This window comes from Acinetobacter sp. YH12236, from assembly GCF_013417645.1.
Lineage (GTDB): Bacteria > Pseudomonadota > Gammaproteobacteria > Pseudomonadales > Moraxellaceae > Acinetobacter.
The window spans coordinates 47,762-71,806 of the sequence record NZ_VPDM01000001.1 but is presented as its reverse complement, the minus strand read 5'-3'; the positions used below and the strand labels follow the sequence as shown (position 1 = coordinate 71,806).

Below are 24,045 nucleotides of genomic sequence, written 5' to 3'. Positions count from 1 at the left end.
ATCATTTCTGTAGCACATTTCATTTATGGAAGATCAATAATTTACTTAAAAAGGTCTACACAAAACTTTTCTTTAAGCACTTTCAGAATCAGTTCAATCGCAGGATGCTGGTTATTTTTACGGTAACTGACATAGAGAGCAATCATCGGTAAAGGTTCCAGCGTTTTCTTCACCACAATATTATCGCCGAGTAAAGGAATCACATAGGCTGGTACCAGACTCCAGCCAACCCCCATGCCGACCAGATTGACATTCAGCAGAATATTGGTGGAATACTGCACCACATTCACGTTCAGTTTCGATTGCCTAAAAAAATCATCAATAATCTTATGCAGCTGTGGTGAAGCCTGCTCATCACTAATCACAAAGTCCTGATTTTCAAACTTCTTGATGCTGACATAGGGCATTTCTGCGACCGGAGAATTTTTCGGCACAATCAGCGTCAGTGGCTCATCAAAAATCTGAACGGACTCAAACTCATCCGACTGATCTCGGTAGCGGGTAAAGGCAATATCAATACTGCCCTGTCTCAGCGCGCTAAACTGTTCTGCATCGGTCAGGCTATGAAACAGTGCTTTCAGTTCAGGAAAATGTGCACGGATATTCGGCATGATATAAGGAAAAATTTTCATTTCCGCGACCGGTACGAAGCCGATATTCAGCTGACCCTTATGTGCATGGGCGATCTGACGGGCTGCCTGCACGGCACGTTCCGCATGTTCTAAGCTCAACAGAGCTTCCTTTAAAAAAGCCTGTCCAGCCTCGGTCAGCTCAACCTTGCGGTTATTCCGCTCCAGCAATTGCGCATCCACTTCACGCTCCAGATCCTTAATCTGCTGACTGAGTGAAGGCTGAACAGTATTCAGTTTTTCAGCTGCCCGAGTGAAATTCAGCTCTTCAGCCACTGTAACAAAATAGCGTAAATGTCTTAATTCCATTTTATTCTTCCGGTAAGGATGCTGAAATCGAAGGTCGCTTCCTGGCCACATATTGACGGTAGATCAATAAAGTGAAAATCACCATCACTGCACAGAACATATAGGTCTTTTCAAAACCGTATTGCGCAATGATCATACCCATCACTACTGAACCCACTGCCAGTCCAATATCAAACAGGGTAAAAAAGGTAGAAATTGCATAGCCCATACGCTGTTTTTCGACAGATTGAATCGCTAGAGTTTGTAAACATGGAAATAATGAACCGTAACCAATTCCGATAAATACCGCAGACAACCACATAGTCCATTGGCTGGACATGACACTGACAATCATCATGCCAATCGCAAAGAAAATAAAGGAAGGATAGATAACTGCACTTGGTCCTTTACGGTCGTAAATTTTGCCCACCCAAGGCCGTACCAACAACATTGAGGCCGCAAAAACAATAAAGAAGATGCCGGTATAAGCCAGTAGTTGCTTGGTTTCACTAAAGGGCGTGATAAAACTCATGATACTGGAGTAAGCAAAAGCCGTGAGCAGTGCCACAAAACTCACCGCCAGCACTTTGACTTCAATAATGTCATGCAGGCTGAATTTTGATTTTTCGACCACTGTAGCTTGAGGTTTTGCTAATTCGGTAATTTTCAGCATGAAGGAAAAGATCAAGCCGATAGAGATAATCACGGCAAGCAAGCCAAACAGCACTTTAAAGCTGGTGAACTGAACTACGGTTAAGGCCAGTAATGGACCAAATACCACACCCAGATTAGTCGACATGACAAAATAGCCCATGCCCTCACCCTTACGAGATTCCGGAATAAACTCATTTGCAACGGGAACGGTGACCGTCGTCAGGATGCTGAACCAGATCCCATGTAAGAAACGCACTGCCAATAATGACCACATGCTATCGACCAGCAGATAACCAAAGGAAAATAAGGCAAAAATAACTCCGGCTCCGCGCATTGCCAATTTCTTGCCGAGTTTCTCGATGATCATGCCAGAAAAAGGTCGAACAGCGATGGAGGAAACTAAGAACAGGGTCAAAGCTAAACCTGCTTCTTTGACTGATCCGCCCAGATCTTTCATGATATAAACCGGCAGAATGGTCAGTAAGGCAAAGTAATAGACAAACAGGAACAGATTGTTCAATAAACACAGAATAAAGGAGCGATTCCATAAGCGCTCAGGACTAGCAGACATAACACGCAACTTTTAAAAACAAATTTAAGAACTGACTAAACTCAGGGAGAAATCAAAGCTGGGCTTAAGGCCAGATCTACCAGATTCTGGATATATTGATCATCCGGCATGCGGTTGAAGAAAATGATCTGGTAATGAATCGGCCCGTATAAGGTGTCCAGCATCAGATCAAAAGGATAATCCGCACGTAATTCCCCACGCTCGATGGCCTGTTGAATCAATTGGTGGGTTTGTTTTCGACGTGGTAATAGATACTGCTGAAAAAAGTCTGCAGCCAGCTCCCGATGATTGGCCATAACGACCAGCAAAGCTCGGCCTACCGGATGATTAAGCGCCAGAACCAGCAGAGTTAGCTGTTGAACCAGATTGCTGCGCAAGCTTTGTGAAGCATCCAGTTCAAATACCCCTGCTGTGCGCTGCTTAAACGCATCTAGTACCAGTTCAGATTTATGTTTCCACCAGCGGTAAATCGTAGATTTGCCAACCCCTGCCCGTGCAGCCACATCTTCAATCGTTAGCTGATGATATTCACCTTCTGCCAGTGCATCCGAAACCGCCTGTAGAATACTGTGCTGGCGCCGTGAACATTTTTCTTCTTCACTCATGCTTAAAACCAAAAAAACAAAACGATACGTATCGTTTCATAGTAGATTAAAAAACAAGCTTAAGCCAGAGTTAAATGAATTTTATAGGCAAAAAAAAGACCTCTCATTGAAGGTCTTTTTAATAAGCAAATTAAGTTTAGTTCTTAGCTATGCGCTGATTTTTTATAGATACTGCATGAAGGATGATGATTTTCCTGCAGACGGGCAACTTTACGTTGTTCAGCTGCTTCAAAACGGCAACGTTTCCAGTCATTGTCCAGATTCAGCGGTGGAATCTGTTTAGGCTTACCATTTTCATCAACAGCGACCATCGTGAAGTAGCAACTATTGGTATGGCGTACAGTACGTTTCTGAATATTTTGCGCTTCTACACGAATGCCAATTTCCATTGAAGTACGACCTACATGGTTCACACTTGCCAGGAAAGTCACCAGCTCACCCACATGAATCGGTTCTTTGAAATTTACTTTGTCCACAGACAGGGTTACGACATAACTACCCGAATAGCGACTCGCACAAGCATAAGCAACCTGGTCCAATAATTTCAGAATTGTTCCACCATGTACATTTCCTGAAAAGTTCGCCATATCTGGCGTCATAAGGACCGACATCGTTAACTCTGACTGGTCATCCGATGCTGTTGCAATTTGATCTAAAGGGGCCATCGTTTTCTCTGAACTCTTTGAATGACAATGATATAGACCATTATTATAGCGTTTTTGGCCTAAATAAAATGTTCAATTCGGCAAATAAAACATCATAATTCTTGATATGAAATTTTTCTCCATACAAAAAAAAAGATATTCCTCTGAGGATCCATAGAAATCATCAGAAAGTTATTTTCAGTAACTATAAAATAAACAGGAATTTATCCACTAGGGCTTGTTGAGAATTAACAAAGGCTACTGATTAATTTATAATAGTACTATGGATAGATACATACTTACTGATGCCCAAGGGGCAAAAATGGAACCTTTTTGCCTAGGTAAAGTGACCGATCGAGGTCGTAGTGGAAAAGATAATCGATTATTTTTAGAAGCAGTCCTATGGATTGCCCGTACAGGCAGTCCATGGCGTGATCTACCTGCTCATTTTGGTAAATGGAATACCGTCTTTAAAAGATACCGTGATTGGGTGAAAGCTGGTGTATTTGAAACTATTTTTGCATCTGTAAATGAAGATGTTGATTTGGAATACGCCATGATTGATGGAACGATTGTTAAAGTTCATCGACATGGGCAAGGTGCAAAAGGGGGACTTTCAAACAGTCTATAGGTAAATCTCGAGGTGGAATGACCTGTAAAATTCTTGCCTTAGTGGATAGTCTAGGCAACCTCATTAAGTTTCGATTAATGCCTGGTCAATATCACGATTTAGTAGAAACCAAACCTTTAATTGAAGATGTTGATTTTCAAGCATTACTAGCGGATAAAGCATTTGATGCAGATTGGCTCATCCAAGAACTCAATGAACGTAAAGTGAAAGTGGTGATCCCACCCAAATCTAATCGAAAAGTAATGAGAGCCTTTGATACGATTATGTATAAATGGCGTCATCTCATTGAAAACTATTTCTGTAAGTTAAAAGAATTTAAACGTATAGCGATGCGTAGTTGTAAAACAGATACGAGTTTTGAAGCCATGATTCAATTGTGCGCGAGTTTAATTAACTCTCGGTAATTCTCAACAGACCCTAAAGTATTTTCTTGAATCAATGCACTGCAATGAAGAAATTTTCTATTAAGCATGCAGAACTCGGTTTAAGAAAACTGCATGTATTAACAAAAAATAACCTCGAATTAAGCAGGCACCTGCCTCAACATTTCTCGCGCCACATTCTCATAACTTAAAGTCTGCTGGCCATGCAATATAGTTTCAACGGTAAAAGAACCATCGGGATGAACTTTAGTTACAGTAAAAATCGTATTTTCAAACTGAGCTAATGTGACTTGCTGGCCAATTTCGATGTGATTCATATGGCTTTTACATTTATTAATCTGTCGATTTTTATTCTGTCATGATCTTCTAAGCTTTTGAACAGTTGTTTAACTTAAGTCTGTGAATAATTTTGTTAAAATCAAAAAATAGCCTTAAAATATTTTCATAAAATCACTATATTTTTATAATTCAAAGATTTATTTCCCATTAAAACTTGGGCTTTAAGTGACTTTCAATAGGTAGAAAACATCAGCTCATCTCTAAAAACGATGAGCAAAAATGAGCCGCTTTTCACCTATATGAGGAAAGTGGTGAATATCTTTATACATCTATTTGAAAAATAAATACTTTATTCAAAATCTTAGAACAAACTATTGTTGCTGAGCCAAGAGCAATGGAATCTGATGACCTTGACTATAATTATGCTTCTGATAGACCTGAGCAATTTCTGGTAGCTTGAGTTTAGCCGCCTCAATCCCAGCATCCATGGTCAACTCCCTGCCACGCACGTCAAAGATATGACCTTTTTCGCGTAAGTCTGGTTGAATCACTACATCGGCGTATTGCAGTTCCTCAGAAGCTAGACGTTGCTGCATGATATTGATGTTCTGGTTGAATAGGCCCCAGACATTGGTGGTTTCGGTATGGATCGGCTGTGCCAGAATATCGACAGCAATCACAATATCAGCGCCCAACTCACGAGCCACTTTGACCGGCACCGGACTGACCAGCCCTCCATCCACATATTCCTTTTTCTGGATAACAGTCGGAATAAACATGCTTGGAATAGAAACGGATGCACGCACTGCCTGACCGGTATTACCATAATTAAAAACTACGCGCTTGCCCTCTTTCAAGGCTGTGGCTACCACAAACATCGGGATTTTCATGGCTTGCAGAGGCGTCTGATCAACCTGTAAATTCACATAATTTTCAACTTTTTTGCCATCAAAAAAGCCTTTGCGGTCTAGCTTGATGTCGCGAACATCAGTGGCTTTCATGCTTAATGCAATATTACGCAGTTCAATCGCTGGTTTACCACTGGCATAAATGGAACCTACGATACTGCCAGCACTGGTTCCCACAATAAAGTCAGGTTGTATGCCTGCCTGCTCCAATACTTCAATTGCACCGATATGCGCATAGCCACGCGCACCGCCACTGCCAAGAACGAGTGCAATCACCGGACGGTTTTCTGTTTGCTTGATCTTGCGGAAATTGATCTGGTTTGGACGTGCCTGGGCTTCTGCTACTGAACTGGCAGATTTGATATGACTAGAGTTAGATGGATTAAAACCGGATGTCGTTTGGCAGCCGCTCAAACCTACCATTGTCATCGCCAATATACTCAGTACATATTTCTGCATGCAGAGCACGTCCTCATTTTGTTAAAGCAGCATAGTGTATAAACACATGCTTAAATAATCTGTAGAATTTCGTAAAACTGTCATACAGTTGCACTAATGTCTTTCAATTTTCAGCCACTGTATGAATACACCTTCACTGTACCGGATCTTTCTCACTTTCCTGCAACTGGGCTGTATGGCATTCGGTGGACCGGCAGCGCATCTGGTGTTTTTTCACCGTAAATTTGTCGACCAGTTACAGTGGTTAAATGCGACACAATATGGTCAGCTGGTTGCATTAGCGCAGCTTTTGCCCGGCCCAAGCAGCAGCCAGGTAGGCCTTTCAATTGGCTATCTGCAAAGGGGTTATGCTGGAGCATTCATGGCCTGGCTTGGGTTTACCTTACCTTCAGCGCTTTTGATGAGCTTGATCGCCGTACTTGGTCAGTACTATTTCCATATTCTAAACTCAAACAGCTTTCATAGCATTCAATTGATCGTTTTTTCTGTAATCGTCTGGGCATTCTGGCAAATGCTCAATAGCTTCTGCAAGAGCATCTGGCAATATGTACTGGTCTTCATTTCCGTCCTGATTCTGAGCTTCATTAGTATCAGTTTGAACCAGCTACTGGTCATTATTTTAGGGGCAGTTTTTGGCCTCATAATGGCAAAATTTTCCAATTCTCCTCAGGAAAATAAGCCTGCTTCAAATTCATCTACCATTCACTCAAGCTATATTCGGCCACGTCATGCACCTTACTGGTTCATCGCATTTTTATTACCATTTTTTCTGATTCCTATACTAGTCAAATCTGGTTCTTGGCCTGAACTCGCATTTTTTGCTGATTTCTATCAAACTGGCTCATTGGTCTTTGGTGGCGGGCATGTCATTCTGCCTTTGCTGCATCAGGACTTTGTGGCGACCAATTTACTTTCGCCCCAATCTTTCGATCTAGGTTATGCATTTGCCCAATTGATGCCGGGTCCATTATTTAGTTTTTCCAGCTATGTCGGTGCTCTGTTGCCTTGGACAGGTTCATCCTGGATTAATGCACTGTTAGCAACCTGTGCCATTTTCCTGCCTTCGTTTTTTCTGATTTTTGCTACTTTGCCTTATTGGTCATGGTTAATGCAGCAACGTATTATTTTTCAGGCGGTAAGCGGGATTAATGCGGCAGTGGTCGGACTACTTTTATATTTGCTGATTGATCTCTCTCAGGCATATTTTCGTTTCTGGTCTGATCTGGTTTTTGTCATCGTGATGATTCTACTGTTACGCTCGAAATTACCAGTCTGGTTCAGCCTGATTGCCGGATTTATCCTATATCAAAGCTATCTTAATTTTGTGTCATTCTAACCATTTAAACCCATAAAAAAGCCCCGAACCAGTCGGGGCTTTTGCTCAAGTCTTACCAGATATCTGATTTAACTTTATCTTTAAATTTCGGATGATCATCGAGCTTAAACTCTGGTTGCTCGATGCCACGTTTCAGCTGACCGGTATAGTCCTTGAGCAGCATCAAAATAAATGGCATCAGCAGCACAATCGCAATCAGGTTAATACTGGCCATGACACCCATGAACAGGTCCGCCATATTCCAGATCAACGGCACACTAGCAATCGAGCCGAAATACACCATAAACAATACCAGCAACCGGAAAATAAACATGACCTTGCTGTTATTATTGATGAACTGAATATTTCCTTCTGCATAGGCATAGTTACCAATGATAGAAGAATAGGCAAACAGGAACAGAATCAAGGCCAGGAAGTCATCGCCCCAAGCACCAATCTGGCTTTCAAGCGCCATCTGGGTCAAGGTCACGCCTTCAAAACCGGCATTTTCATATAGGCCAGAAACCAGAATCACGATAGCGGTACATGAACACACAACGAAGGTATCTACAAATACGCCAAGCATTTGAACCAGACCCTGATTCACCGGATGTTTCACGTCAGAGGCAGCCGCCGCATTCGGTGCTGAACCCATCCCCGCTTCATTCGAAAATAAACCGCGCTTAATCCCCATCATCATGGCCATCGAGATCATGGCACCGAAGAAACCGCCTGCAGCTGCTTCAAACTCAAATGCTTTGCTAAAGATCAGCTGAAAAATAGACGGCAACATATCGTAATTGATGACGGCGATATATAAAGCTACACCCAGATAAAGAACTGCCATGAAAGGGACCACCCCTTCAGCAACTTTTGCAATCCGTTTGATCCCGCCAAAAATAATCATGGCCGTAATCAAGACCAAGACCAGACCAATCCAGGAAACTTCCAGATCGAAACCACCTAATGGCAACATCAGATTGGCTTCATTCCAGCCCCAGGCATGTGAGGTTGCACCAGTAATCGCATTGGCCTGCACGGCATTGAACACAAAGCCGTAAGTCGTAATCAGCGCAATTGCAAAGACAATTCCCAGCCATTTCTGTTTAAGACCCTGAGTGATGTAATAGGCAGGTCCACCGCGGAATTGCTGGTTCTTGTTATCACGAACTTTAAATAACTGTGCTAATGAGGATTCTACAAAAGCAGAACTCATTCCCAGAAATGCAGTAAACCACATCCAGAACACAGCACCTGGACCACCGACAGCAATCGCAATGGCGACGCCTGCAACATTACCCACACCGACCCGGCTGGCCAGGCCTGTAACAAAGGCCTGAAACGGCGTAATACCATGGTCATCATCGACCTTGCTACGGCTGCGTTTCATGACTTTGATACTGTGCCAGAATAAACGGATCTGTACTGCACCGGTCATGATCGTATAGCAAATACCAACAGCGACCAGGAACACCACTAAAAAGTCCCAGAGTGGACCATTTAAGGCATCAACCCAGCCCAGTAAGGTTTCATTTAGCTGATCATTCATGTCATATCCTTATGAGCTTATGACTCATTATCAAGCCTAAAATTAGACGAAAAATTTCAAGATCATCTGGATGATCGTGGCATTAATCAAGTCAACGAAGAAAGCACCACATAATGGAACGATCAGGAAAGCTTTATGCGATGCACCATACATATTGGTAATCGCCTGCATATTGGCGACTGCCGTTGGGGTTGCACCCATCCCGAAACCACAGTGACCTGCAGCCAGTACTGCGGCATCATAGTTTTTGCCCATTACCCGGAAAGTGACAAATGCTGCATATAAAGCCATGGTCAAGGTCTGTGCACCGAGAATCACCATCAATGGTCCTGCAAGATCCGCCAGTTGCCATAGTTTTAATGACAGCAACGCCATGGCCAGATAAAGCGACAATGAAGCATTACCAAACACATCAATCGCACGGTCGAAGATCTGGATTTTCAGGATACCTTCCAGCACGTTACGCAGAATCACGCCGCCTGCCAGTGCCCATACAAATGTTGGCAGTTCAAATACTGTATCTTTACTGAAGCCAGTCATCAGCTCCGCAAATGCTAGACAGCCTGCAAACAGACCAAGTGTGGTAATGGCATTATCGGCAGTGATCAGACGGACACGATGTGGATATTCAAATTGCACATATTCATCTGTCGTGCTGTCCATTGGCGTGTTGTCACGTTTTTCGATCTGCTGATCGGTACGTGCCACAGCAAGATTATGACGGTTAATCAACAGTTTCGCCAAAGGCCCACCGATAATTCCCCCAATAATCAGACCGAAGGTCGCACTTGCCATACCGAGCGCCAAAGCCCCCTGAATACCATGCTCAACTTCCATAATTTCACCCCAGGCGCCAGCAGTACCGTGTCCACCAGTCAAGGTAATCGAACCGGCAATCAGACCGATCAGAGGATCAATACCCAGTAAACTTGCCAAGCCCATACCCACTGCATTTTGTAGGGCAATAAATGTTGAGATGGCAACCAGGAAGATCACCAGTCCGATCCCGCCTTCGCGTAATTTAGCGAAGTTCGCACTCAGACCGATCGAAGCAAAGAAAATCAGCATAAAACTGGTTTGCAGTTCCGCGCTCGTGGTAATGCTGTAGCCCCAGAACGAATGAACCAGCAGAGAGATAACCGCTGCAACCAAACCACCTGCGACAGGTTCAGGAATGTTGTAACGTTTTAGAAAATCGATTTTATCTACCAGAAACCGGCCCAGTAATAGCACAATTACTGCAGCGATCAGGGTATAAAATGCGTTAAAAGTAAAATCCATAATTTTTTTGTCCAAGATGGTTCTGAATTTTTGTCATTCTAAAAGTCGTGTTGCGATTCATTTCCACAGAAGAAAACCTTACATTACCCCATGTAATTGTCATCTACTTCATTCATCCATCGCCTTTAGAATCAACAAAGCATTCCGCATCTGTTTCAAACTTATGAATATCATCGTGATGATCATATTCAGTGAGAGATTTATAAAAGCGAAAAACAGCCTTTTGCTGATTGCATAAGCTACGCCAGATGCATAAATTCATCTAAGCGTGCAACTCATAGCGATAATATCCAGCCTATATTTTTTACTTCTCAACCAGCATGAATTGCTGCATGAGTGCTTTTAACCTAACTGAGTTCATCAAGTCATTTGCAATAAGATATTTCAAATAGAGCTTGACCATGCAATCTTCATTATTTCTTCAAAATGCATGTATTCAACTGAAAAGTCGCACATTATGCTGTTTCTTTGTATAAAGTTTTATTGTTTTTTATTAACTATAGTTAGTGAATATATAAAAAATAATTATAACTTCTTATTTTTTATAGTTTACTACCCCCAAATTTTAATCGAAATAAAATATTAATTGAACGTAAAAACGGATATTTAATTTTATTTTTAAGATTGAATTTTAATCATTCTATTTTGTTCTTAACTTTCCTTTTAGTTCCAGCCATCGATGTTAATTGCTCAAGATATCAGCATCTAAAATATCGGTTGCATTTTTAGAAGGAGTTTTGTTTAAGCATTCAATAAATTTCTTAGGCTATTTATATAACTTCTATATCTCTTAAGTGCATTCTCATTCATGTGATTTTTATTAATCATCATAATTCACTGTGAAACTAAAATTCCCCCTGCCCGACAGAGTTTGTTTGGTTTATAGTCAGTTCACCATCATTAAGGATATGAGATTGGAAATTAGAATGGATCAAAACCTCGTTCATGCTGTAGATCAAACCATTACTTCCCGGCATTCGGTTCGTGCTTTTCTGGATACGCCGGTCAGTACCGGCATGCTCAAAGACATTTTGACTGTGGCCAGCCGCGCCCCTTCAGGGACCAATACCCAGCCATGGAAAGTATATGTGCTGACAGGGAAAAAGCGTGATGAGCTGGTGCAGCGTGTCTGTCAGGCGCAAATGGAGCTTTACCAGAATCCGGCACTGGCCGAGCAATATAAAGAAACCTTTGCCTATTATCCCGAACAATGGTTCTCTCCTTATATCGACCGACGCCGTGAAAATGGCTGGGGCTTATATGGTTTGCTGAATATCCAGAAAGGCGAAAAAGAAAAAATGGCGCGCCAGAACCTGCGTAATTTTGAACTGTTTGATGCACCAGTGGGGCTATTCTTCACCTTACATAAAGATTTGGGCGTAGGTTCAAAAATGGATATTTCCATGATGATTCAAAACGTGATGCTGGCTGCCAAGGCACGTGGTCTGGATACCTGTCCGCAGGCTGCCTGGAATCATTTTCATAGCATTGTGCTAGATGTACTGGGAGCAGGTGAAGATGAAGAGCTGGTCTGTGGCATGTCACTAGGCTATGCAGATCCAGACCATATCGTAAATACCTTTATCACCCCACGTGTCCCGGTAGAGGAATTTGCCGTTTTTGTAGATGAATAAGATTTGATAAGCCATGATCCAAGCATCAACTTTGAGCTGCTTGGATTGTCTGACAGAGATATAGAGTTCTTGCAGCTCCTTATTTCTGTTTAACTCTAGGCAGTTCTAATTTCAATACAGATCTAAAGGCTATAACTACAAAGATCGCCATTACCAAGGCCATATTGAATAAAGCATCCCACAGCATAAAGTTCAGCAAAACCCCACCCAACAAACCGCAGGCAAATTGCATACTGCCCATGATCGCACTGGCGGTTCCCGCACGCGCGCCCTGCTCTGCCATGGCCAGCGCCATCGCATTCGGTCCCACAAAACCAATCGAGGCCACAACGACAAATAAGGCCGCCATAACTAGGACAACAGATTCAATATTCAGATAGCCTAAAACCAGTAAAGCCAGGACACCGATTCCCTGTAAAGAAGCACCTAGTTTTAAACGACTTAATACTGAAAGATATTGAGCCAGATGCTTATTCAGGGTCGAGAACAGCATGATTCCAACGGCATTCCCCCCGAAAGCATAAGCAAACTGCTGTTCAGTGAGATGATAATGATCCATCAGAATGGCTGAAGAAGCGCTGATATAGCAGAACATCACCGCCCCAGAAAAACAGCCCACCAGCATCGGTCGTCTGAAACTTTCATCCTGAAAAATGGTTCGGTATAAACTCAATACCTGTTGCAAATTCAGTTTAAGACGGCGTTCCGGGGGCAAGGTTTCCTGAAAGAAAAAATGCACACAGACCAGACTAAACAAACCACAGCCCATCAGCACCAAGAAAATAATATTCCACTCAAAGAACATCAGTACCCATGCGCCGAGACTTGGCGCAATAATCGGTGCAATGGTCGTTACAATCATCATGCTGGCAAAGGCCTGGGCAGCCGCCTGCATATCCAGCCGATCACGAATGGTTGCTCGGGCAACCACGACTCCTACACATCCTCCTAAGGCTTGTAATACCCGTGCTGCAATCAGGCTCCATTCATTCTGTGCAAACATACATAACAGGCTGGCCAGAATATACAGACTCAATCCAAAATAAAGCGGTGGCTTACGTCCAATCCGGTCACTGATCGGGCCATATAGCAACTGCCCAACCGCCAGTCCAAGGAAATAAGCTGGCAGACTATTGGAGACCATCTGGGTACTGACACCAAAATCCGCTGCCATTTCTGGCAAGGCAGAGAGATACATATCAATGGATAAAGGACCAAGTGCAGTCAGTGAAGCCAGCAAAATAATCCAGGACATGGCATAAGGTCGTGGTGCTGTCGTATTGGAGTTCATGTAATTAAAGATTTTAATGCGCAGTAGGCAGACAAATTAACATAGCGCATAGTATGATTTACATGGAAATTAAAAGTTATAAATATACTTTTTCTCATATGTATATTCAGCTTTGCAGCAAAGACTGCAAGAGAAAGGATCACCGTTGAAATCTTGGCTCAATCGTCTTAAGCACGCGACTTATAACACGACCCTGATGTATAACCTGCGTATGCTGATCGCTTTTGCAGGCACTGCCTTTGTTCCCTATTTCATGGGACAGCAGTTAATGACTATTCCACTCACCCTTGGAGTGGTGGCCGCAGGTTTAAGCGATATTGATGACCGCTTTTCCGTACGTATCCTGAATCTGTTCTATACCTATTTAGGCTTCTTCATTACCGCAGTGGCAGTCTATCTGTTATTTCCTTATCCGCTGCTGTTTGCTTCTGCCCTCATTGTTTCTTGTATTGTCCTGATTCTGCTTGGCTCTCTCGGCCGGCGTTATGCCACGATTTCCTATGGCTGTCTGGTGATTTCTGTCTATTCCATGCTGGGGGTTGAACTTTTTGATGGATGGTATCAGCAGGCAAGCTTGCTGCTGATTGGTGCGGTCTGGTATGGCTTTTTGTCGACCCTGAGCTTTCTACTGTTTCCTGCGCGACGTGCACAGGATAATCTGGCCAAATGCTATGCCTCATTGGGTGATTTCCTGTATGCCAAATCGAATCTGTTCGATGTCGATATGACGGCAAAAAGTTATCAGCAAAGCATGATCGAGCTGTCACTGGAAAATGGCAAACTGATTTCAATTTTTAATGAAATGAAGACTGTCCTTCTGACCCGCCTGAAAGGTGACCGGGGTCAGAAAGATACTCGTCGTAGCCTGCAATACTATTTTGTAGCGCAAGATATTCACGAGCGTGCCGATTCTGCGCATATTGATTATCAGAAACTGGCCAAGATTTTTGAACACAGCGACGTTTTGTTCCGTTTTCAGCGCATCCTGTCGATTCAGGGCAAAGCCTGTAAAGACCTGAGTGAAAGCATTCAGCAGCGCAAAACCTATAAACATAATAAACGCTTCAAACATGCCTTTGAAAACCTGAGATTGTCCCTGGAAAAATTGCGTACAGAACAGCAGTATGATCAGGTCTGGATCAATGCCCTATTTGCTTTATTCCAGAATCTGAAATCCATTGATGCGCAGTTACGCAACCTGGAAACTGAACGTAATATCAAATTTGATCGTGCTAAACATATTGAAAACCAGCTCAAAGATGACGACCTGAAAGGCTGGGAAGATATCAAGATTCGGGTCAAGCAGCATTTGACGCCTGAATCCGTGTTGTTCCGTCATGCTATTCGCCTGTCGATTGTGCTGCTGATCAGTTATATCATTGTCCAGCTGACCGATATTCAATATGGCTACTGGATTCTACTAACTGCGCTTTTTGTCAGCCAACCTAACTTCAATGCCACCAAACGCCGCTTACGTTTACGCATCGTAGGAACATTGGCAGGTATTCTTTTGGGATATGCCATTTTGTACTTCATTCCTTCCGTTGAAGGGCAATTATTACTGTTAATTTTGAGTGGAATTCTGTTCTTTGAATTACGTAGTAAACAGTATGCACAGGCCACTGCCTTCATTACCATTCTGGCCCTGATCAACTTTAACTTGGACGGTATGGGCTTTGCCGCAGCTATCCCCCGTATGATTGATACCCTGATTGGCTGTGCGATTGCCTGGTTTGGCGTGAGCTTTATCTTCCCGGATTGGAAATTCCGTCGCTTGCCGCGCAGCATTAGCCGTAGCCTGCAGGCAGAATGTGACTACTTGAGTGAAGTGATTGAACAGTATAAATCTGGACGGAATAATGGTCTGACCTATCGCGTAGTACGTCGTGCAGCCCATAATACGGATGCTGAAGTGGCTTCCCTGATCTCGACTTTGGCCACCGAACCTGATTTTGATCCTGTGCAAAAATCACAGGCTTTCGAGTTCCTGTGCCTGAATCATACTTTTATCAGTTATATTGCCGCGCTGGGTGCGCATCGTGAAAAAATTCAGGATCAGGATGTGCTGGACTTGCTGGATCAAGCCCTAGAAAATATTCGTGGTGCCCTGCTCTATGATGAAGTCCCTGACCTAAGCACCCAGAATATGATCCAGAATATCCGTCAGCGTCTGTCACAACAGCAGGAAGAAGACCAGAAACCATTGATCATTTTGCAGCAACTGTCTTTAATGTTTAGTATCTTGAAGCAATTGAGTCAGTTAAAGCAAAGTTTAAGTCACGAACGTGATGAACAGGCCACTGAATTGGCTTCATTATAATTTGGCCGATTTTGGAACAATATACTCACTGAATCAGCACAATTAATGCTAAACTTTTTACAGTTTTAAATCTGTTAATTTCATTATGACCGCGAAAAATTTATACGCTTATACCTTACAGCCTGTGAACTATGAAATTTCAGAAGCTGAGCAGCGTCATGCTCAGCTGATGATCTGGCGTAGTACCAATAAAATTGGCATGAAAGCCTGGCTGATCATGGGTGCTATTGTTGCCTTATCTATTTTGGGAATTATCCTGATCAAGAACTACTCGACTGTCATCTGCTGGGTGGCGATTGTCTGTGTAGTATTGTATTACCTGATCCGTACTTTCGGTCTGGAATGGTATGTTAAACGCAAGATGAATGAATTTCCGGTACAGGAAATTAAAGGCATCCGTCTGGGCGTGCAACCGCATGGTATCGTGATGCGCCAAAAAATGGGCATGCAGGAAGGTGTAGGTGCTATTGGCTGGAAAGACATCTATGAATGGTATAACACGCCGGAATTCATGCTGATCAATTTTAAAGTCAAAGGTCAGCAAGGTGCTTATATCCTGCCTAAACGTTTAGACAGTAAAAACTTCTCTTTCGCGACCATTCGCAAGCATCTGCAAGAAGAAGTGGGCGCACCAAAAGAAATCTAAGATATATCCCGGTTTTGAAAGACCTCCTGTTTCGACATGGAGGTTTTTTTACGTCTACCTTTTATCCAACTCATCGACACAAATGATAATGAGAATAAATATTATCATCATAATCTATAATTTGTTCTAATTCTTCAGTTATAATTTGCCTACTTTTACACATACCACCATAAATCTGACCATCATGTTTAAAAAGACATTTTTCCAAATCCACTGGTTTCTGGGGATTACTGCAGGTTTGATTCTCTCAATTATGGGAGTCACGGGTGCTATTTATTCTTATGAGCCGCAAATCTTAAAATGGATGAATAGCGACAGTTATACTGTACAGGTTCAAGAGCGAGACAAGCTTAGCCCTGCCCAACTGTATCAACATTTCCAGACCCAAAACCCTGAAATGAAAATTAACAGTATTACCGTGGCACAGGATCCAAGTGCATCCAGTACGGTCAATATTGTAAAAGAGGGAGCACGTCGTGGTTATAACATGATGGTCAACCCCTATACGGCTGAAGTCTTACCTGAAATTAAAGGCCGTGAATTCTTCCAGTTTGTACAGCAACTACATCGTAATTTGACTGTAGGACCCGTCGGTAAGCAGATTACCGGTGCCTGTACCCTGATGCTGATCTTTTTCGTCTTGTCTGGCCTGTATTTACGCTGGCCAAAACGTCATTCGATCAAGCAATGGCTGGCAGTGAAGCCGCAACTGAAAGGCCGTAACTTTATCTGGGATCTGCATGCAGTGGTGGGTACCTGGGTGGTAATTTTCTACCTGATTCTGGCTTGTACCGGTCTTACCTGGTCTTATGGCTGGTGGCGTGATGGTATGTATAAAGTTCTGGGCGTAGAACGTCCACAACCAGAAATGCAGGCCAATGGCGGTCGCGGCGAAGGTGGGCCACGTGGTGAACGCGGACAACGTGGCGATGGTGAAATGCGAGGTGAAGGTCGCCAAGGTGGTGAACGTGGACCTCGCGGTGAAGGTGAAATGCGTGCCGAAGGTCGTCCAGATGGCGAACGTGGACCTCGTGGTGAACGCGGACAACGTGGTGAAAGCCTTGAAGAAGCTGGCATGAGTCCAGAAAGTATTTTACGTGCGCTGGATCAGAGCTGGACTGGCTTCAGAACTCAATTCGCAGGTAAATATTCGACTGTGACATTTAACCTGCCGAAAAAACCGGATGGTGAAATGCAGTTGAGTTTTGTTGACCCTGTGGCACAACATGAACGTGCCCGCAACAATGCGACTTATAATTATCGCAGTGCTGAATTTACCGAAGTCCAGCTCTATGAAGATAAAAAGCTCAATGAAAAAATCATGAGCAGTATGTTACCTGTGCACCGTGGCAGCTTTTTTGGTCCTATTTACCAGTTCCTGGTCATGATTGCTGCATTATTAATGCCATTGTTCTTCGTGACCGGCTGGATGCTCTATCTGAAACGTCGTAAGCAGAAAAAACTTACTCTGGCTGCACGCCAAGGGGCAACTGCCCTGCCTCTGGATCCAAATGCCAAGCCTTGGCTGATTGCGTATGCTTCACAAACGGGTGTCTCTGAACAACTGGCATGGCGCACAGCTACTGCCTTACAGGAAGCACGTCAACCTGTCAGCGTTAAAGCAGTACAGCAACTAAGCCTTGAAGATCTGCAACAGGCAGAACAGGTTCTATTTGTAGCCAGTACTTATGGCACAGGTGAAGCACCTGACCTAGCCTCCTCTTTTGAAAAGAAAATTTTGTCTGCCAAAGCGGATCTTAATCATCTCAATTATGCAGTTTTGGCTCTAGGCTCCCAGGAATATCCTGATACCTATTGCAGCTTTGGTCATCGGATCGACCAGTGGTTACAACAGAGTGGTGCCAAGCAGCTCTTCAAGACCATTGAAGTGGATAATGCCAATAATGAGCATATCCAGCAATGGACCAATGCCCTTGCCCATGTGACCCAGTTTGAATTGCAGGATATGGGTATCGATAAAACCTTCGATCAATGGACTTTGAGCAAACGTGAATTGCTGAATCCAGACAGTCTTGGTGCGCCTGCGTTCAATATTGAACTGGTTCCACAGCATGAAGCCGTCTGGCAGGCAGGTGATATTGCCGAAATCCAGCCAGGAAACAGCCCTGAACGTATCCGTGCATTTATAGAGAAATACCGTATTGCCGCGGGTACACAAGTGCCTTCTCTGAAGCAAAGTATCGAACAGGCACTTTGGAATCGTGATTTGACTCAGGTTGATCCTTTTGATTCAGTAGATGAGCTGTTACAGCAATTACCAACTCTTGCTACACGTGAATATTCAATCGCCAGTATTCCAAGTCAGCAAGTGCTACGTCTGGTCGTGCGTCAGCAATCTGATGCACAAGGCCAGTTAGGTCTGGGCTCAGGCTGGTTAACACAGCATACTGCCCTAAATTCACCGATTGCCCTGCGTATTCGCAAGAATCAATCTTTCCATCTGATTGCAGATAACCGTCCGATTATCTGTATTGGTAATGGTACGGGGATCGCAGGTTTGATGAGCTTGCTGAGTGCGCGTAACCGTCAGGACTATACTCAGAACTGGCTCATCTTTGGTGAACGTCAGCGTGCCCATGATTTCTTCTTTGAAGAAACCATTCAGGCCTGGCTGCAAATGGGTACATTAAAACGACTGGACCTTGCTTTCTCTCGTGACCAGCAGGAAAAAGTTTATGTGCATCATAAATTGCGTGAGCAAGCTGAAGAATTGAAACTCTGGGTCGCTCAAGGCGCCGTGATTTATGTGTGTGGTAGCATTAATGGCATGGCCAGCGATGTCGATCAGGCTCTGATTGAAATTCTCGGTGAAAGCACAGTGGATCAATTACGTCTGGATGGTCGTTATCGTCGTGATGTATATTAAGATCAGCTGATCTATAAAAGACCGGGCTTCATGCCCGGTTTTTTATTAATAAGATAGAAGAAAAGATAAAAAGATTAATAAAAATATGAGTATCCAAATATCCAGCCAACTTAAACGAAGTCTCAGCCTGATCTTTGGTTTGATCCTTGGCATAAACAGCCTCTGGTTAATAAGTCAGGGACAAAGACATTTCGGTGTTCTTTTGCCAATTTTCATTAGCGTAGCACTGATCCTGTATGCTCTGCTCTTTTCAGGCATTCAACGCTGGAAACAGCATTCCAGATTTAGAATCTGGTTCTGGAATAGCCTCTGGGCCGGATTTCTACTATGGATGATCAGTGTCGTAATCTTCTTTGCTTATATCCAGATGTCTATTCGTACAAATGAATCTACACAACCTCCTGCCGCTATTCTGGTTTTAGGCAGCGGGATTACGAATGGACAGCCCTCACCCATCTTAAAAAGCCGTCTGGATACCGCGGCAAAATATGCAGCACACTATCCAGATACTTTAGTGATTATGACAGGTGGGCGTAATTATCGGGAAAGGCAAAGTGAAGCTGAAGTCATGCAGCACTATATTAACACTACCTATCCAGAACTCATCAACCCCATTCAACTTGAAGATCGAAGCAGAAGTACTGCTCAAAACCTGATGTATTCTCAAGTAATATTGGAACAACAAAATATAAGTCAAAATGATCCGATTGCGATTGCAACCAGTGATTTTCATAGTCCCCGTGCACGCGCCATTGCCAGACACCAAGGTTATCCGCAAGTGATTAGTTTGAGTGCCAGCACTCCTCTTTATCTGCGCTATAACTCCTGGTTAAGAGAATATTTTGCCTTTTTGAGTGGCTGGTTGCTCAATGAATATTCACTATCTGAATAAGTGACTTAAGCATTAAATTAATTTAAACGGATATGCCTTGGCGAAGGAATCGCTGGATTTTTGAATAGTTCAGGTTTCTGTACATAGACCTGATACAGGTAATTTTTAAGATCCAGCAAAAGTTTTTCAGGCGCGACCAGAATATTCTGCCCTTCCGGTGTCAGATCCAATGACACAATAGTGCTTTCCTGACGTAAGAAAGGAATGACCTTTTCAACAAAATCTTTGAGGGTAATTTCCTGAATCTGGTAATTGGCCCAGTTATCTTTAATGAGTAGTCTGGCCAGACCTTTGCTTTGCCAGGTCGCGAAAGCACGCTGTCCTGTCGGCGTGGCACATAAAGCCCAGCCCTCTTGGTAAAGTGCAAAAATGCCACCTTGGGCAACAATAGCTTCAATAAAATTTTTATAAACTTGTAGCGGATCGTAGGCGGTATTTTGCGATTTGATCGCTGCCTTGCGCTGATATGGATTTCTCATAGTCTGAAATCTTCAAATTATTATAGACTTCGAATTCTATGAAATATTCAGGATTTAGGCAAGAAAGATATGGTGGGCGCTGACGGGATCGAACCGCCGACATTCTGCTTGTAAGGCAGACGCTCTACCAACTGAGCTAAGCGCCCTGAAGAATAAAATAGCAGTGCTATTTTATGATGCAAGACAAGCGAAGCGCGTAGTCTTGAATTTTGAAACACATTTTCCACATCAGGGAATGAAAAATGGCGCAGCGGACGGGACTCGAACCCGCGACCCCCGGCGTGACAGGCCGGTATTCTAACCAACTGAACTACCGCTGCATCGCGTATATCTTTAGAAGATATGGTGGGCGCTGACGGGATCGAACCGCCGACATTCTGCTTGTAAGGCAGACGCTCTACCAACTGAGCTAAGCGCCCTTAAAGGGTCAAACTGTTTGATTCTTAGGATGGCGCAGCGGACGGGACTCGAACCCGCGACCCCCGGCGTGACAGGCCGGTATTCTAACCAACTGAACTACCGCTGCATCACAAAAAATCTGGTGGGCGCTGACGGGATCGAACCGCCGACATTCTGCTTGTAAGGCAGACGCTCTACCAACTGAGCTAAGCGCCCTCAAAAGGTCTATCATGTAAATGGCGCAGCGGACGGGACTCGAACCCGCGACCCCCGGCGTGACAGGCCGGTATTCTAACCAACTGAACTACCGCTGCACTTACACAATGTCGCTATTGTGGCAAACGATTTATCAAGAACTTAAAGTGGCGCAGCGGACGGGACTCGAACCCGCGACCCCCGGCGTGACAGGCCGGTATTCTAACCAACTGAACTACCGCTGCACTATAAGTGTCTCAACTTTGAAAGAAGCTTGGTGGGCGCTGACGGGATCGAACCGCCGACATTCTGCTTGTAAGGCAGACGCTCTACCAACTGAGCTAAGCGCCCTTTCAAATCGACTTCATCGCTTGATGAGGTGCATTATAGAGAATCTTCACAGACTGTCAAACGCTTTTCTGACTGTTTTCTGCTTTTTCGGTGTGAGTGATTAAAAAATAGGTTGATTGTTAAAAAAAACAACACTTTTTGTTTATTTTTTAAGTCTATACCGATTTTTTAAAGATACTCTGTGAAACTAAAAGCCGGATTTTTACGGTTTTACTCATGAAAATTGAGACCAGAACATGCAACAGACTTCAGTATTGCTGAAAGATTATACAAAGCCCAACTCACTGCAACGTTGTGATCCTGTAATCTTTATTTTAAGAGCTTGCAGCCCTCTAAAAACAAATCGATGACTTTTATTGGCGGGCTATAAATCCTGTTTCTAACTCTATTTGTCTATAAAAGTAGAGTACATAGATGATCGATGACCTCATCTACTTTCCCTTATTTAAATAGAAGATATTTCAATTAATTTTAAATCATCCACAAATTTTCTTATGTCATTTAAGTCATTTAAACAGTCAGATTCAAAGGCTGTTCTGAAATATAGACCAGTGCATCTTCATTCACCAGTTCAAACAGCTCGGCCACATCCGTATTCCGCATGCGGATACAGCCATGTGACATTGCAATACCCATCGGCTCAGAATCAGGCGTACCATGAATATAGATATAACGTTGGTAAGTATCACAACCCTCGCCCTGGTTAAAACCTTCTTCAAGCCCACTTAGCCATAAGATCCGGCTGAGAATCCAGTCTCGCTGCGGGAATTGCTGTGCCAGTTCTGCATTATAAATTTCACCTGTCGCTTGACGGGCAATAAACACACTATTTAAAGGTGTCTGCTGGCCAAACTTTTCAGCGACTTTATGCCATCCACGAGGCGTCTTGCCACTATTTTCTGCTTCACCTATGCCATTCTTACCCGTAGAAATCAGGTACTGCTTATTATATTTTGGCAAATATAGTTTTTGTTGGGCGAGATCAATCAGGATTTCTGCCTGATCCAGCTGCAAATGGCTCATGACTTCTCTTTCTCTGTCTTGATAGTTTCTAGTTCTACTTTCTTTGTGGCCATGTGTTCTGGATGGATTATGTCCTGAACTGGTTCGGGTCGACGCCATAACCAGATCGCCACAATCAGCATGGTCACATCAGTAAAGATTTTGACTGCCAGCGGTGCTGTCGTAAATAACATGATAATGCCACTGATGAACATCATGATACTGGCCAGCCATTTGGCCTTGCGTGGCACAGTACCATTGGCACGCCAGGCTCTTAAAGTCGGACCATATTTTGGATGATTCAGCAGCCATGCATCCATCTGTGGCCAGCCTTTGGATGCCGCCCAAGCCGCCAGAATTAAAAATACTGTAGTTGGCATGCCGGGCAAGATTGCGCCGATAAAACCCAGTACGACAAATAGTACGACCAGGCTTCGCCAAAACAATATTTTCATAAATCGGTCCTACCCACAAAATTAGGGGTAGTATAAAGTGTTTTTAAAATCTGTCCGTTGTATTTGTGCACTTTTCACAGGATGTGCTATGCCCTTTTCCAGTCTAAATCATCATCTTGTAGAAGCATGGCAATATTATCAGCATCCTTTGGTGCGGCAACTGGCATTTGCTGTCGGTAGTCCAAACCTTCTGTCTCAAATTCCAGACGAACTTGAAGTCGTCCATGCTTTTGACTTACATGATTCTGAGACTTGGCAACATCACCTGCAAAATTATCATCCACGTCTGAAATATCTGGACCGGCATCCAGAAGAGCTGGAGCAATTCGTGCAGCAGCTTAAAAGCACCCGGCTGGGTTTGCGCTTTGAAATGCTTGTCTGGTTCTGGCTGCTGGATGATGCCTATCATCCTTATAAGCTTTTAGGTCATAGCATTCAGAAAATTGACGGCGCTAAAACACTGGGTGAACTGGATTTTCTGTTATTCAATACAGAGGCTGGTCTGACTGAACATTGGGAAGTGGCGCTGAAATACTACCTCGCAGAAGCCGATTTTAGCCTGCCAAACTGGTATGGCCTAAACCGCACCGATACTTTAATCCGTAAAATGAAGCATTTTACCCAGAAACAGTTTCAGTTTGATGAGGCTCTGGATCAGCAGATTGAGCAGCGTTTCTGCATGTTAAAAGGCCAGCTTTATCTTCCAGTACATCGTGCAGATCAGACCTTACCTGACTGGGTCAATACCCAACGTCGCATAGGCTTATGGGGTCAGCAGATTCCCGACCCAGCGGCTAACTTCTATCGTTTACAACGTCATGAATGGATTTATCCTAATGCGCAGATCAGCAGTTCAAGTCCCTATTGGTGGACAAATGGACTTTATAAAAAGGCTGATCAAGAGGATTTTTATATGTATCGCAGCCCGCTTCTACTACCCTTTCCTGCGCATAAACCCTTTTAAAACATTACATTTATTAACCGAAGCACTATGAAAACCACATATTTTTTATGTCGTATATTTTCTAATCTTAGTTCCACATCATAATAATTTTATTATCGATAATACGGAGATGATGATGAAAAAAATTCTTGCTGCTTCATTGGTAATGGCTTTTGTTTTAACTGGCTGTAACACTGTCAAAGGTGTGGGTAAAGACGTTTCTAAAGCAGGCGAAGCTGTAACAGGCACTGCAGAAAAAACTTCTGAAGAAATCCGTCAAAACTAAACTCTTTCTAGCTTCTCCACAAACCCTATCTCAGATAGGGTTTTTTTATGCAGAACATTCACATTACAG

General features: G+C 43.4%; 21 protein-coding genes and 8 tRNA genes. 9 read left to right on the top strand and 20 right to left on the bottom strand.

Features of this window, described 5'->3' with window-relative positions:
- Positions 1-41: 41 nt before the first annotated feature.
- The 4 genes from FTV14_RS00340 to FTV14_RS00325 form a co-directional block, all read right to left on the bottom strand.
- Entirely contained in the window at positions 42-938 is an 897-nt protein-coding gene (locus FTV14_RS00340; protein ID WP_159123387.1) for a LysR substrate-binding domain-containing protein, read from the bottom strand.
- 1 nt (position 939) lies between these two features.
- The gene (locus FTV14_RS00335) at positions 940-2,142 is read right to left on the bottom strand and encodes an MFS transporter (protein ID WP_180010562.1); all 1,203 of its coding nucleotides are present in this window, start codon (positions 2,140-2,142) and stop codon (positions 940-942) included.
- A gap of 41 nt (positions 2,143-2,183) precedes the next feature.
- Complete coding sequence (locus tag FTV14_RS00330) at positions 2,184-2,747, bottom strand: TetR/AcrR family transcriptional regulator (protein ID WP_180010560.1); 564 nt, start codon at positions 2,745-2,747, stop codon at positions 2,184-2,186.
- 143 nt (positions 2,748-2,890) lie between these two features.
- On the bottom strand, positions 2,891-3,412 hold the full coding sequence (locus tag FTV14_RS00325; protein WP_004784949.1) for an acyl-CoA thioesterase: 522 nt from the start codon (positions 3,410-3,412) through the stop codon (positions 2,891-2,893).
- Positions 3,413-3,674: 262 nt separating this feature from the next.
- On the opposite strand from FTV14_RS00325, the gene FTV14_RS00320 reads away from it, so the two are divergent.
- Positions 3,675-4,426 (top strand): IS5 family transposase gene (locus FTV14_RS00320; protein WP_180053131.1). Its coding sequence is split into 2 segments (ribosomal slippage): positions 3,675-4,011 and positions 4,011-4,426, totalling 753 coding nucleotides; the frame shifts between segments, so codons are not numbered across the junction.
- 119 nt (positions 4,427-4,545) lie between these two features.
- Here FTV14_RS00320 and FTV14_RS00315 read toward each other — a convergent pair.
- Positions 4,546-4,722, bottom strand: a complete 177-nt coding sequence (locus tag FTV14_RS00315) for a hypothetical protein (RefSeq protein WP_162835329.1) — start codon at positions 4,720-4,722, stop codon at positions 4,546-4,548.
- Positions 4,723-5,055: 333 nt separating this feature from the next.
- The gene (locus FTV14_RS00310) at positions 5,056-6,051 is read right to left on the bottom strand and encodes a patatin-like phospholipase family protein (RefSeq protein ID WP_159123384.1); all 996 of its coding nucleotides are present in this window, start codon (positions 6,049-6,051) and stop codon (positions 5,056-5,058) included.
- A gap of 121 nt (positions 6,052-6,172) precedes the next feature.
- Between FTV14_RS00310 and chrA the strand changes: the two genes are divergently transcribed.
- Complete coding sequence (chrA, locus tag FTV14_RS00305) at positions 6,173-7,387, top strand: chromate efflux transporter (protein WP_180011974.1); 1,215 nt, start codon at positions 6,173-6,175, stop codon at positions 7,385-7,387.
- 52 nt (positions 7,388-7,439) lie between these two features.
- Here the strand turns inward: chrA and FTV14_RS00300 are convergent, their stop codons facing one another.
- Entirely contained in the window at positions 7,440-8,915 is a 1,476-nt protein-coding gene (locus FTV14_RS00300) for a sodium:alanine symporter family protein (RefSeq protein WP_180011976.1), read from the bottom strand.
- A 42-nt stretch (positions 8,916-8,957) separates the two neighbouring features.
- Positions 8,958-10,196: a sodium/glutamate symporter gene (gene gltS / locus FTV14_RS00295; RefSeq protein WP_004784955.1), complete on the bottom strand. Its 1,239-nt coding sequence runs from the start codon at positions 10,194-10,196 to the stop codon at positions 8,958-8,960.
- 926 nt (positions 10,197-11,122) lie between these two features.
- Between gltS and FTV14_RS00290 the strand changes: the two genes are divergently transcribed.
- Complete coding sequence (locus FTV14_RS00290; protein WP_180014575.1) at positions 11,123-11,830, top strand: nitroreductase; 708 nt, start codon at positions 11,123-11,125, stop codon at positions 11,828-11,830.
- A gap of 79 nt (positions 11,831-11,909) precedes the next feature.
- Here the strand turns inward: FTV14_RS00290 and FTV14_RS00285 are convergent, their stop codons facing one another.
- On the bottom strand, positions 11,910-13,121 hold the full coding sequence (locus tag FTV14_RS00285; protein WP_159123380.1) for a multidrug effflux MFS transporter: 1,212 nt from the start codon (positions 13,119-13,121) through the stop codon (positions 11,910-11,912).
- A 145-nt stretch (positions 13,122-13,266) separates the two neighbouring features.
- On the opposite strand from FTV14_RS00285, the gene yccS reads away from it, so the two are divergent.
- From yccS to FTV14_RS00265, 4 genes are all read left to right on the top strand, one after another.
- Positions 13,267-15,441 (top strand): YccS family putative transporter, encoded by a 2,175-nt coding sequence (gene yccS, locus FTV14_RS00280; RefSeq protein ID WP_180011980.1) that lies wholly within the window; start codon positions 13,267-13,269, stop codon positions 15,439-15,441.
- A gap of 85 nt (positions 15,442-15,526) precedes the next feature.
- Positions 15,527-16,087 carry a YcxB family protein gene (locus FTV14_RS00275; protein WP_004784963.1) on the top strand — a complete coding sequence of 187 codons (561 nt, stop codon included), beginning with the start codon at positions 15,527-15,529 and terminating at the stop codon, positions 16,085-16,087.
- Positions 16,088-16,271: 184 nt separating this feature from the next.
- Positions 16,272-18,974, top strand: coding sequence for a sulfite reductase flavoprotein subunit alpha (locus tag FTV14_RS00270; RefSeq protein ID WP_180011982.1), 2,703 nt, complete (start codon positions 16,272-16,274; stop codon positions 18,972-18,974).
- A gap of 97 nt (positions 18,975-19,071) precedes the next feature.
- Positions 19,072-19,866: a YdcF family protein gene (locus FTV14_RS00265; protein ID WP_180012021.1), complete on the top strand. Its 795-nt coding sequence runs from the start codon at positions 19,072-19,074 to the stop codon at positions 19,864-19,866.
- A 17-nt stretch (positions 19,867-19,883) separates the two neighbouring features.
- Here the strand turns inward: FTV14_RS00265 and FTV14_RS00260 are convergent, their stop codons facing one another.
- From FTV14_RS00260 to FTV14_RS00210, 11 genes are all read right to left on the bottom strand, one after another.
- Positions 19,884-20,345 (bottom strand): DUF2750 domain-containing protein, encoded by a 462-nt coding sequence (locus FTV14_RS00260; RefSeq protein ID WP_004784968.1) that lies wholly within the window; start codon positions 20,343-20,345, stop codon positions 19,884-19,886.
- Positions 20,346-20,415: 70 nt separating this feature from the next.
- A tRNA-Val gene (locus tag FTV14_RS00255) sits at positions 20,416-20,491 on the bottom strand.
- Positions 20,492-20,588: 97 nt separating this feature from the next.
- Positions 20,589-20,665, bottom strand: a tRNA-Asp gene (locus FTV14_RS00250).
- 23 nt (positions 20,666-20,688) lie between these two features.
- Positions 20,689-20,764, bottom strand: a tRNA-Val gene (locus FTV14_RS00245).
- Positions 20,765-20,794: 30 nt separating this feature from the next.
- Positions 20,795-20,871 (bottom strand) — tRNA-Asp (locus FTV14_RS00240).
- A 13-nt stretch (positions 20,872-20,884) separates the two neighbouring features.
- Positions 20,885-20,960, bottom strand: a tRNA-Val gene (locus FTV14_RS00235).
- Positions 20,961-20,981: 21 nt separating this feature from the next.
- A tRNA-Asp gene (locus FTV14_RS00230) sits at positions 20,982-21,058 on the bottom strand.
- A gap of 49 nt (positions 21,059-21,107) precedes the next feature.
- Positions 21,108-21,184, bottom strand: a tRNA-Asp gene (locus FTV14_RS00225).
- 30 nt (positions 21,185-21,214) lie between these two features.
- Positions 21,215-21,290 (bottom strand) — tRNA-Val (locus tag FTV14_RS00220).
- A 510-nt stretch (positions 21,291-21,800) separates the two neighbouring features.
- Positions 21,801-22,313 (bottom strand): cell wall-recycling L,D-carboxypeptidase ElsL, encoded by a 513-nt coding sequence (gene elsL, locus FTV14_RS00215; protein WP_159123377.1) that lies wholly within the window; start codon positions 22,311-22,313, stop codon positions 21,801-21,803.
- A complete protein-coding gene (locus FTV14_RS00210; RefSeq protein WP_125278257.1) occupies positions 22,310-22,747 on the bottom strand; it encodes a YbaN family protein in 438 nt (145 codons plus the stop codon). The genes elsL and FTV14_RS00210 overlap by 4 nt, the downstream gene beginning before the upstream one ends.
- Before the next feature lie 88 nt (positions 22,748-22,835).
- Here FTV14_RS00210 and FTV14_RS00205 point away from each other — a divergent pair, with 88 nt between their 5' ends.
- Together FTV14_RS00205 and FTV14_RS00200 are read left to right on the top strand one after the other, a co-directional pair.
- A complete protein-coding gene (locus FTV14_RS00205; RefSeq protein ID WP_004784973.1) occupies positions 22,836-23,711 on the top strand; it encodes a DUF1853 family protein in 876 nt (291 codons plus the stop codon).
- 115 nt (positions 23,712-23,826) lie between these two features.
- The gene (locus FTV14_RS00200; RefSeq protein ID WP_004784975.1) at positions 23,827-23,976 is read left to right on the top strand and encodes an entericidin A/B family lipoprotein; all 150 of its coding nucleotides are present in this window, start codon (positions 23,827-23,829) and stop codon (positions 23,974-23,976) included.
- Positions 23,977-24,045 lie beyond the last annotated feature (69 nt).

What these genes read in the sequence shown, in the direction of transcription:
- FTV14_RS00340 (WP_159123387.1), bottom strand. Translation starts at nt 938, where the DNA reads ATGGAATTAAGACATTTACGCTATTTTGTTACAGTGGCTGAAGAGCTG.
- FTV14_RS00335 (WP_180010562.1), bottom strand. Translation starts at nt 2,142, where the DNA reads ATGTCTGCTAGTCCTGAGCGCTTATGGAATCGCTCCTTTATTCTGTGT.
- FTV14_RS00330 (WP_180010560.1), bottom strand. Translation starts at nt 2,747, where the DNA reads ATGAGTGAAGAAGAAAAATGTTCACGGCGCCAGCACAGTATTCTACAG.
- FTV14_RS00325 (WP_004784949.1), bottom strand. Translation starts at nt 3,412, where the DNA reads ATGGCCCCTTTAGATCAAATTGCAACAGCATCGGATGACCAGTCAGAG.
- FTV14_RS00315 (WP_162835329.1), bottom strand. Translation starts at nt 4,722, where the DNA reads ATGAATCACATCGAAATTGGCCAGCAAGTCACATTAGCTCAGTTTGAA.
- FTV14_RS00310 (WP_159123384.1), bottom strand. Translation starts at nt 6,051, where the DNA reads ATGCAGAAATATGTACTGAGTATATTGGCGATGACAATGGTAGGTTTG.
- chrA (WP_180011974.1), top strand. Translation starts at nt 6,173, where the DNA reads ATGAATACACCTTCACTGTACCGGATCTTTCTCACTTTCCTGCAACTG.
- FTV14_RS00300 (WP_180011976.1), bottom strand. Translation starts at nt 8,915, where the DNA reads ATGAATGATCAGCTAAATGAAACCTTACTGGGCTGGGTTGATGCCTTA.
- gltS (WP_004784955.1), bottom strand. Translation starts at nt 10,196, where the DNA reads ATGGATTTTACTTTTAACGCATTTTATACCCTGATCGCTGCAGTAATT.
- FTV14_RS00290 (WP_180014575.1), top strand. Translation starts at nt 11,123, where the DNA reads ATGGATCAAAACCTCGTTCATGCTGTAGATCAAACCATTACTTCCCGG.
- FTV14_RS00285 (WP_159123380.1), bottom strand. Translation starts at nt 13,121, where the DNA reads ATGAACTCCAATACGACAGCACCACGACCTTATGCCATGTCCTGGATT.
- FTV14_RS00275 (WP_004784963.1), top strand. Translation starts at nt 15,527, where the DNA reads ATGACCGCGAAAAATTTATACGCTTATACCTTACAGCCTGTGAACTAT.
- FTV14_RS00270 (WP_180011982.1), top strand. Translation starts at nt 16,272, where the DNA reads ATGTTTAAAAAGACATTTTTCCAAATCCACTGGTTTCTGGGGATTACT.
- FTV14_RS00260 (WP_004784968.1), bottom strand. Translation starts at nt 20,345, where the DNA reads ATGAGAAATCCATATCAGCGCAAGGCAGCGATCAAATCGCAAAATACC.
- elsL (WP_159123377.1), bottom strand. Translation starts at nt 22,313, where the DNA reads ATGAGCCATTTGCAGCTGGATCAGGCAGAAATCCTGATTGATCTCGCC.
- FTV14_RS00210 (WP_125278257.1), bottom strand. Translation starts at nt 22,747, where the DNA reads ATGAAAATATTGTTTTGGCGAAGCCTGGTCGTACTATTTGTCGTACTG.
- FTV14_RS00205 (WP_004784973.1), top strand. Translation starts at nt 22,836, where the DNA reads ATGCCCTTTTCCAGTCTAAATCATCATCTTGTAGAAGCATGGCAATAT.
- FTV14_RS00200 (WP_004784975.1), top strand. Translation starts at nt 23,827, where the DNA reads ATGAAAAAAATTCTTGCTGCTTCATTGGTAATGGCTTTTGTTTTAACT.